Genomic DNA, 14098 nt, shown 5'->3' with positions numbered 1-14098 from the left:
GACTGAATTCCAGTAAGTCAAATCCATAATTTAGACTGAATTCAAATAATCATTTGAACATAAACCATTGAGCCTTTTTCGAGGCCAGTGATTTGGTCTTGTCCGGATCTGAACCGTTCGTTCAGCGGAGTACTAACTCTAGCACCTGCCTGCCGTGAATACCAATCGGCAGGCAGGTGCTCCCACGCCCGCGGTTTCTAGGTGGTTATGGGCGACAAGTACAGTGCGCCAAGTGGCGGAACGCGCAGCCGCAGTGAGGCTTTCTGCCCATCCCATGCCACGTCTTCGGCCTTCAATTCACCGATGTTCCGCACATCGGAGCCACCATAGCTCTCAAGATCAGTGTTGAGGACTTCCTCCCACTTCCCGGAAGCAGGAAGCCCGACCCGGTAACCCTCGTAGGCAACACCGGCAAAGTTGAAGAGGCAAACAATGGGGTTGCCTGCCTTGTCCAGGCGGACAAAGGAGACCACATTGTTTTCGGTATCCCCGCCATTGAGCCATTCGAAGCCGGCCTGGACGTTGTCCTGCTCATGAAGTGCAGGAACAGAGGAATAGATTTCGTTCAGATCCTTCACCAGCGACTGGATGGCGCTGTGCGAGGGGTCCTCCGCCAACCACCAGTCAAGTCCGTGCTGTTCGCTCCATTCGGCTTCCTGACCGAACTCGGTTCCCATAAAGATCAGCTGCTTGCCCGGATGCGCCCACTGGAATGCCAAGTAGGCCCGCAGGTTGGCCAACTGCTGCCACCTGTCGCCGGGCATCTTACGCAACAAGGATCCCTTGCCATGGACGACCTCATCATGGCTGATGGGCAAAAGGAAGTTCTCCGTAAAGGCATAGACCATGGAGAAGGTGATTTGGTTGTGGTGCCACCCGCGGTTGACGGGATCCTCGGACATGTAGGTCAGCGAGTCGTGCATCCACCCCATGTTCCACTTGATGCCAAAGCCCAGACCACCGCCGCTGGTGGGTGCCGTAACTCCGGGGAAAGCCGTGGATTCCTCGGCGATCGTGACAACGCCGGGGTTGCGTCTGTAAGCCGTTGCATTCATTTCCTGCAGGAAACTGATTGCTTCCAGGTTCTCGCGCCCGCCAAACCGGTTGGGACTCCACTGCCCGTCTTCGCGGGAGTAATCCAGGTACAGCATGGACGCAACGGCATCCACACGCAGTCCATCAATATGGAACTCTTCCATCCAATAGAGTGCGTTGGCCACAAGGAAGTTCCGGACCTCGTTACGGCCAAAATCAAAGATCAGCGTTCCCCAGTCGGGGTGCTCCCCCAACCGCGGATCCGAGTGCTCATATTGCGTCCGGCCGTTGAATTTCGCCAGCGCCCATTCATCCTTCGGGAAGTGTGCCGGCACCCAGTCCATGATCACGCCGATTCCGGCCTGGTGGAGGGAATCCACGAGGAAGCGGAATTCGTCGGGGTGGCCGAAACGGGACGTGGGGGCGTAATACGAGGTGACCTGGTATCCCCACGAACCGCCAAAGGGGTGTTCCGCGACGGGCATGAGCTCAACATGGGTGAAGCCAAGACCATGGACGTACTCGACGAGGTCCTTGGCAAGCTCCGCATAGCTCAGCCCCGGGCGCCACGAACCCAGATGGACCTCATAGACGCTCATGGGTGAATTGTGCGGATCGGTCTTGGCACGCTTCGCCATCCAGTCGCCGTCCTGGAACGAGTACGTGGATTCAACAACGCGCGACGCCGTCAGCGGCGGAACCTCTGTGCCATAGGCCATGGGGTCGGCCTTTTGCAGCCATTGGCCGTCCTCGGTGAGGATCTCAAACTTGTACCGGTCCCCCACGGCGACGTCCGGGATGAACAATTCCCAAATCCCGCTGGTGCCCAGGCTGCGCATGGCGTTTCCGCGCCCATCCCAGCCATTGAATTCACCGACGACCCTGACAGCCTGCACGGCAGGTACCCACACCGCAAAACTGGCGCCCGAGACGTCCCCCAGTTCGGAGTGGTAGCGCTGGACATGCGCGCCCAAAACAGTCCACAGGGTCTCGTGGCGACCTTCGGCAATGAGGTGCATGTCCAATTCGCCGACAGTGGGAAGGTACCTGTACGGATCGTCGGTGCGGTGCACGCCGTCGGCATAGCCAACATCGAGTCTGTAGTCGGGAACGTGACCGGCCTCCTCAACGGCCACCACCGCAACCCAGATCCCCCCGCGTTCATGGGTCATGGGAAATTCGCCGCGGTTGGTAACCAGTGTCACCGACTTCGCCAAGTGCCGCAGCGCGCGGACAGTTACATAGCCCTCGCCGTCCAGGTGCGCACCCAGCACCGAGTGCGGGGCATAATAGGTACCTTCGGAAATTCGTGCCAAAATTCCAGCATTGACTGCCACAGGGGCCATTTTATCTAGTCGCACGTCCACACCGCTTTCCCTTGATTCAAACAAATCCCGCACGGCATTTACCGGCATCCAAACCCAGCTGGGCCGATTCTGCAATTCATAAACAACTTCGTACAGTGCCTTATCCAGCCACAATGCCACGAAAATTGGACTGTTACGTGCTATTTTGCTGCCGGAGGCACTTTCGTAGCCCTGGATAAAGGCTTCAGCACTCCATTGGGACCAGGCGACGCCGGACTCCCGTGAAATGAGCCCCGTTGCTGAAGCCTGGGCGCCTGCATAGTCGAAGGAACGCAACATGCCTGTGACATCGCGCAGCCCCACGTCAAAACGGCCGCGCTCCTCGAGCGGGCGCAGCGGTTCACCTTCAAAGTCAAGGATGTACCATTCGTTTCCACCGGCCGATTCCCCGTGCAGGAGCTGGCCCAGGTGCAGGTCTCCGTGGATGCGCTGAAGCAGGGGGAGTGAATTTATTTGGTTCAGTTGCGCCAAAATACTGTTGAATTGTTCGTCGTAAGGTCCGACGGCGGGGCGCGCCAGCGCCCAGGCCCACTCTAGCCGGGCGGCAATCGCCCGGGCGAAGGCCGCGGATCTGGCCTTATCCGCGCGTTGATCACCCAAGGCTTTCCGCAGGCCGGCGTGGAGCTGCGCGAGCGAAACGCCTATTGCGAACGCTGGGCCCGAAAAGTCCCCTTCGGTCCCAGCTGATTCCAGGGCAGCGTCCCATCCATCACGCGCTCCTGGGATGAAGTCGTGAACGACAAAAAGTGTTGCGCCGCCTTCCCCCCGGGCGACAGTTGCCTGGAGCGCAGGGACGCTCGGGCCGCCAGTCACTGCGGCGAGGGCGCGGCCAATCTCGACTTCGGGGTGCGTGCCCGGCTGAAGGATCCGGAAGAACTTCGCTATCAGGGGCCTGCCGGCTAGCTGGAAAACAACCGAGCTGTTGGATTGTTCCTGCCCGAGCGCACGAATCCCCGAGACAGTGACGTCTGCCAGTTCACCGAGACCAGGATTCCGCCAGATGCTCAGCTCCGCCGTGGCGGCAGGGTTTGCATCGCAGAGGGCCGGCGAAAGCCAGGCCTGCAGGAAAACAGGGTCCGCAAGGCCGTCGAAAACGTCGCCTCCGGGCCACACGTGGCCGGGGGTCACCTCACCCAACGCAGAGGGGCCCGGAACGGCGCCACTTAACACAGTCGTATCACAATGGTAGATGCTCAGGGGAACCTGCAGCGTCAGGCCGGGGCCGACGTCGTGCGGGTCCTTGACGGGGTGGACGCCGCCGGGGTGGGAGCCAGCGGGGTGGACGCCGGGGAAGTCGACGCTGACAAGGAGGACCAGCAGGGTCACGGAGGCATCGGTTGACGGGAGCTCGAAGCTGTCGGCGACGGCCAGCCGTGCACCCTCGCCGGCGCTGCCCTTGCGCGGGTACCAGCGCTGTTGCGGCAGCCAGTGCGCCAGCAGGTCCAGGAGATCGGTTGCCATCAGTACCCGAACACCGATCCGTCAATGACGGGAATGGCCTGCGTCTGGGTTGAAGCTGGGTTGGAGGCCTGTGAGCGCACGCGCAGCCAAAAGAAGTCGTAGGAGCCAAGGGTCAAGGTGAGGTTTCCTTCGTCGTCGAAGCCGGGGAACGTGTCATGGCCGAAGACGTCCCTCAAGCCGCGGCCGGCGAGCGTTGGCACGTGCAGCGTGGTGGCCGAAGGGTGCTGGGAAAGGTTGAAAACACACAGGAGCGTTTCGGGGAACTCCCCCTCCGCATTGCCAACGGGGAGCACCCGCAGGAAAGCCAGCGTGGATTCGTGCGAGGTGGGCACGTTCTCGTAGCGGCCCAGGCCAAAGGCAGGGTGGGCCCTGCGGACCCACAGAATCTGTTTGTTCCAGTGCAGCAGGGAACTGCTGTGGGCCGTCTGTGCCTCAACGTTGACGTGATTGTAGTGGTACACGAGGGACTGCACCACGGGAAGGAAGAGCTTGCCCGGGTCCGCGCTGGAGAAGCCCGCGTTGCGGTCGGGGTTCCACTGCATGGGTGTGCGTGAGGCATCCCTGTCATCGAGCCAGATGTTGTCACCCATGCCAATCTCATCCCCGTAATACAGGAACGGACTGCCGGGCAGGGCCAGCAGCAGGGCGTTGATCAGCTCAATTTCCGCCCTCGAATTATCAAGCAACGACGCCAGCCGGCGCCGGATGCCGATATTGGCCCGCATCCGGGAGTCCGGGGCATACCAACCCAGCATGGCCTCACGCTCGGTGGGCGTGACCATCTCAAGGGTCAGTTCGTCATGGTTGCGCAGGAACGTCCCCCACTGCGCGCCGTGCGGGATGTCGGGGGTGTTGGCCATGGTCTCGACAATCGGTGCCGCCTTTTGGTCCCGCAACGCATAGTAGAGCCTTGGCATGATCGGGAAGTGGAACGCCATGTGGCATTCGGGGGCCTCCGCCGTGCCAAAGTAGTCCACCACCTCGTGGGGCATCTGGTTGGCCTCGGCAATGATGACCCTGCCGGGGAATTCCGCATCGACCATGGCGCGCAGGTCCTGCAGGAACTGGTGCGTCTCGGGAAGGTTTTCGCAGTTGGTGCCATCCTCGGCAAAGAGGTAGGGAATGGCGTCAGCCCGGAAACCGTCAATGCCCTGTTCGAGCCAAAACCGTACCACCTCGAAAATGGCCTCCCGGACAGCGGGGTTCCTGAAGTTCAAGTCCGGCTGGTGACTGAAGAACCTGTGCCAGAAGAATTGCCGCCGGATGGGGTCAAAGGTCCAGTTGGACTCCTCCGTGTCAACGAAGATGATCCTGGCATCCTTGTACAGCTCGGTGGTGTCGCTCCACATGTAAAAGTCGCCAAAGGGACCGTCGGGTTCCTCCCGCGACGCCTTGAACCAGGAATGCTGGTCGGAGGTGTGGTTCAGCGGCAGGTCGATGATGATCCTCATGCCGCGTTCATGGGCCTGCGCCACCAGCGACTTGAAGTCTGAGATGGTGCCGTACTTTTCCATGACTGCCCTGAAGTTGCGGACGTCATAGCCTCCGTCCAACAGGGGCGAGTCAAAGAAGGGCGGCAGCCACAGGCAGTCGATCCCCAACCACTGCAGGTAATCAAGGCGTGAGATCAACCCCGAGAAGTCGCCCATCCCGTCACCGTTGGCGTCGGCAAAGCTCTGCACCAGCACCTCGTAGAAGACGGCTTTTCTGTACCAGTGCGGGTCATGGGCGAGCCCTGGCGCATTCAAGTTGAACTGCGGGGCACTGTTGATGTTGGGGAAGGCCATGGCGTCATCGCCTAACGTGCAGGATGTGGGCGGGCTCCATGTGGGCATCGAGGCGGAAGTAGTTCTTCTTACCCCAGTTCCAGGTGGCGCCGGTGATGAGATCGTCAACCTGGAACGTCCCGTCGGGCGAAAGCCCGTCCAGTTCAAGTGCGTCCAGGTCAAGTGTCACCTGGCCCTCGCGCATGCTGTGCGGGTCGACGTTGATCACCACAATCACGGTGTCCTTGCGGGCCGGCTCCGTGGCGGTGGCCGCAATATGCTTGTGTTTGCTGAACACGAGCGTTGCGTCGTCCGAGCTTTCATGCAGGCTCAAGTTTTGCAAGTCAAGCAGGGCCGGATGGGCCCGGCGGATGCTGTTCAGCAACGTCACAAAGGGCGCCAACGACTTCCCCTGCGCCTCCGCCGCGGCGAAGTCGCGGTCCTTGTACTCGTACTTTTCGTTGTCGATGTTCTCCTCGGAACCGGGACGCGCCACGTGCTCGTAGAGTTCATACCCGGCGTACATGCCCCACAGCGGGCTGCCCATGGCTGCAAGGATCGCGCGGATCTTGAACGCCGCAGGCCCGCCGTATTGCAGGTACTCGGTGAGGATGTCGGGGGTGTTGACGAAGAAGTTCGGGCGGAAGTAGCCTGCCGACTCCCGGCTCACATGGACCAGGTACTCCTCAAGTTCTGCCTTGGTGTTGCGCCATGTGAAGTAGCTGTACGACTGCTGGAATCCGGCCCGCCCCAGTGCCGCCATCATGGCCGGGCGGGTGAAGGCCTCGGCGAGGAACACCACGTCGGGGCGTTCGGCGTTGATGGTGCCAATGAGCCATTCCCAGAACCAGACGGGCTTGGTATGCGGGTTGTCCACCCGGAAGATCCGTACTCCGTGGTTGATCCACAGCCGCACAATCCGCAGGATCTCGTGTGAGAGGGCGGTGGGATCATTGTCGAAGTTCAGCGGGTAGATGTCCTGGTACTTCTTCGGAGGGTTTTCCGCGTAGGCGATGGTGCTGTCGACCCGCGTGGTAAACCATTCAGGGTGTTCCGTAGTCCAGGGGTGGTCGGGTGCGCACTGCAAGGCGAGGTCGAGCGCGACCTCCAGTTCGAGCTCGTTCGCGGCAGCCACGAACGCGTCGAAGTCCCCGAAGGTACCCAAATCGGGGTGGATGGCGTCGTGCCCGCCAGCCGCCGAACCAATGGCCCACGGCGATCCGGGATCCCCCGGCCCCGCCGTCAGTGAGTTGTTGGGGCCCTTGCGGTTGATGGTGCCAATCGGGTGGATCGGGGGCAGGTACACAACGTCAAAGCCCATGGCCGCGACGGCCGGGAGGCGGCGGGCCGCCGTCGTGAACGTCCCGCTTGTCCACTCGCCGGTGTCGAGATTACGCCTGGCACCCTCGGAGCGGGGGAAGAATTCATACCAGGCGCCGCGGCCTGCGGCATCCCGCTCCACCCTTAGCGGGAACGTTTCACTGCGCGTCACCAGGTCCCGCAATGGGAAATGTGCGACGGCGGCACGCACCGCCGCGCCTGTGCCGGCGGCCAGGCGGTCGTTGGTGTTCAGGGAAGCATCGGCAAGGGTGGCCGCGGCGTGCTTGAACGCCTTGGCCGCCTCGGGGGCGCTTTCCTTCGCGGCTTTTGCGGCGTTGCCCAACAGCAGCGCACCCTCTGCCAGCATGAGCTCGACATCGACGTCGGCGTTGATCTTAACCTGCGCGTTGTGGGCCCAGGTTGCGTACTGGTCGGTCCAGCCCTCGACGGCGAAGCTCCAGTCGCCCTCATGGCCCGGGGTGAGCACGCCGTGCCAGGAGTCGCTTCCCTTGGCGCCCGGGGAGAGCCTTGTGCGCTGGGTTTCGCTGCCTGCGGGATCGAACAACACAGCGGTGCCGCCCAGAATGTCGTGGCCCTCACGGAAAATGACGGCGTTGACCTGCACGTCCGCCCCCACGACGCCCTTGGCCGGGAAGGCACCGCCCTCAAGGACGGGCTGCACGGCAGTGATAGGGATCCGGCCAAAGCGCAGGCCGTTGCGCGGATCTGCTGGCGACGTGGTGGACGCGGCGGGGCGCTTGGTCTGGGCTGACGCATTGCGCGAAGGCTTGTTTGTACTCACAAACTAGACGTTAGCGACTCCCCGCCCGGATTGCTAAGGGCGGACGCCATTTCAGTGCGTCCCGCCGTCACACGCAGGACACATAGCGCCCCACGCCGGGAGAATCACGTAACTAATCGCAAAAATGTCACAAGACCGTGCCGGGTCAACCTTCTTCGACTAGGGTGACCCTAATGAAGGCAATCCGCAGATTTACCGTCCGAACCGTTGTTCCTGCGCCAATTTCTGCCCTGACACGGCTGGCCACAAACCTCCGCTGGTCCTGGCACCTGCCCACCCGGTCCCTGTTTGAATCACTCAACCCTGCGTTGTGGGATGCGTCCCGGCACGACCCGCTGGCCATGATCGCCTCCATGTCCCGCGAGCAGCTTCAGGAACTCGCCAACGACCCGGAGGTGGTGGCCCGCGTGGATGCGGCGGCAAACAGCCTTGACACCTACCTTGACCTGCCGCGATGGTACCAGGGCCTGGGTCCTGACGCACCCGAATGCATCGCTTACTTCTCCCCTGAATTTGGTATTTCAGAAGTCCTCCCCCAGTACTCCGGCGGGCTCGGCATCCTCGCTGGCGACCACCTCAAGTCCGCATCCGACCTCGGGGTGCCACTCATCGGTGTCGGACTTCTCTACCAGGCGGGCTATTTCAAGCAGTCGCTGTCCAAGGATGCCTGGCAGCAGGAAAGCTACCCTCTCCTGGACCCCGACGCGCTGCCGCTGACCCTGCTGCGCGAGGAGGACGGCACACCAGTGGAGATTCAGCTGCCGCTGCCCGATGACAGGGTGCTGCGCGCGCACATCTGGAGGGCCGACGTCGGCCGGGTTCCACTGCTTCTGCTTGACTCGAACGTGCCGACCAACGACCCCGCCGCACGCGGTGTCACCGACAGGCTCTATGGCGGCGGCGGCGACCACCGCCTGACCCAGGAACTGCTGCTGGGCATGGGCGGGGTCAAGGCGCTGCGTGCCCACGCCCGCCTGAGCGGCACAGCCGCCCCCGAGGTTTTCCACACGAACGAGGGCCACGCCGGCTTCCTTGGCATCGAGCGCATTCGCGAGCTCATGGACCCGACCGTCACCTCCCCTCCTCTGTCCTGGGGCGAGGCGTTGGCCGCGGGCCGGGCGTCCACGGTGTTCACCACCCACACGCCCGTCCCGGCGGGCATCGACCGTTTCCCGCGCGGCATGATCGAGCATTTCTTCGCGGGGCAGCTTGCACCAGGGGTGCCCGTGGGGCAGATCCTTGCCCTTGGCGCGGAGGATTACGACGGCGGCGACCACGATGTGTTCAACATGGCGGTCATGGGGCTGCGCCTGGCCCAACGCGCCAACGGTGTGGCGAAGTTGCACGGCGTGGTGTCCCGGGGCATGTTTTCGGGTCTCTGGCCGGGCTTTGAACAGGCGGACGTGCCGATCACCTCAGTGACAAACGGTGTGCATGTGCCCACGTGGGTCGACCCCGAGTTGGCGGCCCTGGCCAAGGAACGCTTCGGCGCCGACGTCCTCGACGGGCCCGACTGGTCCAGGGTTTACGACGTCAGCGACGAGGACGTCTGGGCGCTCCGTCGTCGCCTTCGCACAAAGCTCGTGGAGGATGCCCGCCGTCGTCTGCGTGCCTCGTGGAAGAAGCGCGGTGCCGCCGATGCCCAACTCGCGTGGACGGACTCGGTGCTTGACCCCGGCGTGCTGACTATCGGCTTCGCCCGCCGCGTCCCCACATACAAACGCCTGACGCTGATGCTGCGCGACCCAGCCAGGCTTAAGGCGCTGCTGCTGCATCCGGAGCACCCGATCCAGATCATCATCGCCGGAAAGTCGCACCCCGCCGACGACGCGGGCAAGAAGATGATCCAGGACCTGGTGCAGTTCACCGACGACCCCGAGGTGCGCCACAGGATCGTATTCCTGCCCAACTACGACATCGCCATGGCCCGCACGCTGTTCCCCGGCTGCGACGTGTGGCTCAACAACCCGCTCCGGCCGCTGGAGGCGTGCGGCACCTCGGGCATGAAGGCCGCCATCAACGGCTCATTGAACCTTTCGGTCATGGACGGCTGGTGGGATGAGATGTACGACGGCGAAAACGGCTGGGCGATCCCCACGGCAAATACCGGCACCAGCGAGGAGGAACGCGACGACATCGAAGCCGCGGCCCTGTACGAGTTGCTGGAAAAGCAGGTCGCACCCCGCTTCTACGGCGAGGTGGTGGCTGCCGCCGCCGGTGCGGCAGGCCCGTCCCAGCCGCACAACGGGGGCCTGCCGTCCCACTGGATTTCCATGATCAAGCACACCCTGGCGCATCTGGGCCCTGCCGTGTCAGCGAACCGCATGGTGGCCGAATACGTGCAGCGTTTGTACCAGCCTGCCGCTGTGGCGGGGCGCCTGGCCCGGGCCGACTCCTACTCCGCCGCGAAGGAGCTCGCGGCCTGGGTTGCGAGGGTCAGGCCGGCGTGGCAGGACGTTCACATTGAGCATGTTGACTCGCACGGGCTCACCGACGAACCGCAAATTGGAGAATCGCTGCAGGTCCGCGCCCACCTCAACCTTGGCCGGCTTTCACCCGAGGACGTGCACGTCAGCGTTGTCTACGGGACAGCCGGCGACTCCGACGAGCTGAGCGAAACCCGCGTCCTCACCCTGGACTCGGTGGAGGAGGACGGCCCCGGCCGCTATCAGTTCTCGGCCGGGCTGCTCATTGATCGATCGGGGAACTTTGGCTACGGCGTCCAGGTCCTCCCCCGCCACGAGGCACTGGGCAATCCTGCAGAGTTGGGGCTCATCACCACCGCGTAGGGCCCCGTTGAGATTGGAGATAATGACGCCCCGTCAGCGTCCGCCGTGCCGGCGGCCGCCCCGGGGCGTCATGATCTCCAATCTCAACTGGCGGTGAGGTCGTTGCGGTACAGCTGGACGGTGTTGGCTTCGACCCGTACGGCGGCGCCCGCCTCCACCACAGGAATGGACCGCGGCAGGTGGAAGGTGGGTTCGCCGTCGGGCGTCGTTGACGACGCCGCGGTGGTCATCCGCAACATGTAAGGCCTGGGCGCCTCGGCAGCGGAGCCTTCAGGGACGGAATCGGCGGCACCAAAGCGCGGATTGGCGGGCAGGATCACGTCCTCATCGGTGATGCCGGTGTTGAACACGACCAGACCGTCAACCGTGCCATCGGGGGAACCGAGCAACATGGTCAGGACGCGTTCGTACGGGTTCTTCCACCGCTCGGCAGTCATGGCCAGGCCATCGGCGCCGAACCAGTGGATGAAGGACTGTCCGCCGCGGGTGGGATAGCTGCTTGGCTGGGCGGCCAGGAAGTGCTTGCGGATCCGCAGCAGGCGGGTCGTGGCGGCCATCATGGTCTTGGCCTCGTCATCCATGGTCCAGTCGACCCAGGCAATTTCATTGTCCTGGCAGTAGACGTTGTTGTTTCCGCCCTGGCTGCGTCCAATCTCATCCCCTGCCGTGATCATCGGAACGCCCTGGGCCAGGAGCATGGTGGCCATGAGGTTCCGGCTGGTCCTGGCACGCTTGGCCTGGGTATCGGGGTTATTGGTGATGCCCTCGACGCCGTGGTTCCAGCTGCGGTTGTTGCTGGTGCCGTCGCGGTTGTCTTCCTGGTTGTCCTGGTTGTGCTTGTGGTTGTACGCGGTGAGATCGGCAAGCGTAAAACCATCATGTGCAGTAATCAGGTTGATGGATGACAGGCGGCTGCGGCCCGATTCGGCGAACAGCTCGACAGAGCCACCCAGCGCATCACCAAACCTGGCCAGCCCGTTGTGGTGGTAGCCGGACAGCATGGCAGCCCTGTCGGTGAGCCACACTTCACGCACTGTGTCGCGGAACGAGTCGTTCCAGTCGGCCCAGCCAGTAGGGAATTTTCCCGTCTGCCAGCCGCCGTAGCCAACATCCCACGGCTCCGAAATGAGCTTCGTCGAGGACAGCACGCCGTCGGTGGCCGCTGCCAGCAGGAACGGGTGCTGATTGGTGAACTCGTGGACGCCGTTGCGCGCCAGGGAAACTGCAAGGTCAAAGCGGAAGCCGTCGATGTGGAACTCTTCGACCCAGTACCGCAGCGAATCCATGGCCATCTTGATGACGTGGGGATTGCCAAAGTTCAGGGTGTTCCCGCACCCGGTGGTGTCGTAGTAGTGGCCGTCGCGCATGCGGTAGTACTGCTCCTCGGCCAGGCCGCGCCAGCTGTAGCTTGGCCCGCCGGCCCCGCCCTCGGCCGTGTGGTTGTACACAACGTCAAGGATCACCTCGATGCCGGCCATGTGCAGCAGCTTGATCATGCCCTTGAGCTCGGCCTGGACCGCAGCCGGACCGGCCGCGCGCGCGGCGGCACTTGCGTACTTCACGTGCGGGGCAAAGAAGCCCAGGGTGTTGTAACCCCAGTAATTGCTCATCCCTGAACCGACAAGGTGTGGCTCGTCGATGTGGAAATGAATAGGCAAAAGCTCGACGGCGGTCACGCCCAGGTCCTGCAGGTGCTTGATCATGGCGGGGTGGGCCATGCCGGCATAGCTTCCACGGATTTCCTCAGGCACATCCGGGTGCAGCATTGTCTGGCCGCGCACGTGTGCTTCGTAGAAAATGGTTTCGCGCCATGGCGTGTTGGGGCGGGCGACGGTGCCCCAGTCAAATTCCGAATCCATGCGCACCGACAGGTACCTTGTGACACCGTCGGGGCCGCATTGTTCGTCGATGTAGCGGCCGTACGGATCCAGCAGCAGCTGCACTGCCTCAGGATCGATCAACAGCATTTCAGCCTGCGCTGCCTCAAGGCCCACGTGGAAACCATAGCGGCTTCCAACAGGCATGTTCTCGACCAGAACGTGGTGCACGCCGTCGGTCTTGTCAGGCAGGATCATTGCCTTCCACTGCCCGCCGGGAGGCTGGAAGCACAGCACGACGCTGTGGTAGGCGGGCGAATAGACTGCAACGTTCACCGCCGCTGGCCCCTCCTCCCGCGGAATGTCACTGACACCCAGCGGAAAGCGGCGTGACTGTGCTGCCCCCAGAGTGCTGATGGCCTCGACGACGGTGACTGACACCGTCAGGCCTTTGCCGCGCGTTGCCTCGAGATCTCGTACAGGCTGATGCCCACTGCCATGGAGGCATTGAGGGATTCCATGGCCGAGTTGATCGGGATTGACACAATTTGGTCGCAGTTCTCGCGCACCAGGCGGGACAGGCCCTTGCCCTCTGAGCCGACAACGATGCACACCGGTTCCTGGGCCAGGGTGAGGTCGGGCAGCGAAACGTCGCCGTCGCCGTCGAGCCCCAACACGAAGAAGCCCATCTTCTGGAACGCACCGATGGCACGGTTCAGGTTGGGCGCCTTGGCGACGGGGACGCGCACCGCTGCGCCGGCACTGGTCTTCCAGGCTGCGGCCGTCACGCCGGCGCTGCGGCGTTCGGGGATGATGACGGCGTGTCCGGAGAATGCCGACACGCTGCGGATGATCGCACCGAGGTTGCGGGTGTCTGTGATCCCGTCAAGGGCGACGATGAGGGGCGCGTTGGCAATGTGCCCGCGCTTCCACTTGGCCATGATCTCGCTCGCGGTATCCACGGCGTCCTCGTACTCGTACGGGGGAATCTGCAGGACCAGGCCCTGGTGGATGGCGTCTTCGGTCAAGCGGTCAAGTTCAGGCTTCTGCGCTTCAAGCAGCGGGATGCCACGCTCGGCAGCCAGCTTGATGGATTCGCGGACGCGGTCGTCCATGTCAACGCGCACGGCCACGTAGAGTGCCTTCGCGGGGATTGCGGCGCGCAGTGCCTCCAGGACGGAGTTGCGGCCCGTGACGAGTTCCTCCATGGCCTTGCCCTTGGGGCCGCTGTTGCGGCGCGGCGAGGCACTCGTGCCGGCGCGCTTGGCAGCGGAACGCTCGGCCAACTCATTGTTCTTGTACGCCTTGTGGTAGGTGCGCTCTGCAGCCTTGGGAGTGGGGCCCTTGCCCTCAAGTGCCTTGCGACCAAGCCCGCCCGTGCCCTTGATGGGGCCCTTCTTGAGCTTGCGTACTGCTCCGCGGTGTGAATCATTGGCCATGGTGAAACCCTTACGATTGGTGCGGCGCCTTTTATGCAGACCCCGAAGTTCGTCAAACAAATCTTTGAGCGGGCACGTTTTTGGCACGCCTCATAACGGGAAACAAAACACCCGTAGCTAATAGCCTACGTCCTCAATGCAAATCGAGGCATGGCTGGCACCCAAAAGTGCGCATTCTCACCGTTACTGCTGGCGTGGCGATACCCCGTCCGGCGTCGCTTCGGGTTTCGGGTGAGGGAGCGTTCCTTCCAACACGACGAAAGGTGAGGGAGCGTTCCTCCCAACACGACGAAAGGTGAGGG

General features: G+C 63.0%; 6 protein-coding genes. 1 reads left to right on the top strand and 5 read right to left on the bottom strand.

Translation table 11 applies throughout. From position 1 onward, the window contains the following. Positions 1-197: 197 nt before the first annotated feature. The 3 genes from glgB to AAGW05_RS15750 are packed head-to-tail and all read right to left on the bottom strand — an operon-like array spanning position 198 to position 7751. Complete coding sequence (gene glgB / locus AAGW05_RS15760) at positions 198-3863, bottom strand: 1,4-alpha-glucan branching protein GlgB (protein WP_411805506.1); 3666 nt, start codon at positions 3861-3863, stop codon at positions 198-200. Continuing rightward, positions 3863-5650, bottom strand: a complete 1788-nt coding sequence (gene treS / locus AAGW05_RS15755; protein ID WP_411805505.1) for a maltose alpha-D-glucosyltransferase — start codon at positions 5648-5650, stop codon at positions 3863-3865. Before treS ends, glgB begins: the two co-directional genes overlap by 1 nt. A 4-nt stretch (positions 5651-5654) precedes the next feature. Continuing rightward, on the bottom strand, positions 5655-7751 hold the full coding sequence (locus tag AAGW05_RS15750; protein WP_411805504.1) for an alpha-1,4-glucan--maltose-1-phosphate maltosyltransferase: 2097 nt from the start codon (positions 7749-7751) through the stop codon (positions 5655-5657). Positions 7752-7924: 173 nt separating this feature from the next. Here AAGW05_RS15750 and glgP point away from each other — a divergent pair, with 173 nt between their 5' ends. Further along, positions 7925-10540 (top strand): alpha-glucan family phosphorylase, encoded by a 2616-nt coding sequence (glgP, locus tag AAGW05_RS15745; protein WP_411805503.1) that lies wholly within the window; start codon positions 7925-7927, stop codon positions 10538-10540. Positions 10541-10623: 83 nt separating this feature from the next. Here the strand turns inward: glgP and glgX are convergent, their stop codons facing one another. Then, entirely contained in the window at positions 10624-12798 is a 2175-nt protein-coding gene (gene glgX, locus AAGW05_RS15740; protein WP_411805502.1) for a glycogen debranching protein GlgX, read from the bottom strand. 2 nt (positions 12799-12800) lie between these two features. After that, the gene (rlmB, locus tag AAGW05_RS15735) at positions 12801-13796 is read right to left on the bottom strand and encodes a 23S rRNA (guanosine(2251)-2'-O)-methyltransferase RlmB (RefSeq protein WP_411805501.1); all 996 of its coding nucleotides are present in this window, start codon (positions 13794-13796) and stop codon (positions 12801-12803) included. Positions 13797-14098 lie beyond the last annotated feature (302 nt).

It is taken from the genome of Arthrobacter sp. LAPM80 (assembly GCF_046736435.1).
Taxonomy (GTDB): domain Bacteria; phylum Actinomycetota; class Actinomycetes; order Actinomycetales; family Micrococcaceae; genus Specibacter.
This window is presented reverse-complemented; position numbering and strand designations above follow the sequence as displayed.

Coding starts and splice junctions, on each gene's coding strand:
- rlmB (WP_411805501.1), bottom strand. CDS start 13,796: ATGGCCAATGATTCACACCGCGGAGCAGTACGCAAGCTCAAGAAGGGC.
- glgB (WP_411805506.1), bottom strand. CDS start 3,863: ATGGCAACCGATCTCCTGGACCTGCTGGCGCACTGGCTGCCGCAACAG.
- glgP (WP_411805503.1), top strand. CDS start 7,925: ATGAAGGCAATCCGCAGATTTACCGTCCGAACCGTTGTTCCTGCGCCA.
- treS (WP_411805505.1), bottom strand. CDS start 5,650: ATGGCCTTCCCCAACATCAACAGTGCCCCGCAGTTCAACTTGAATGCG.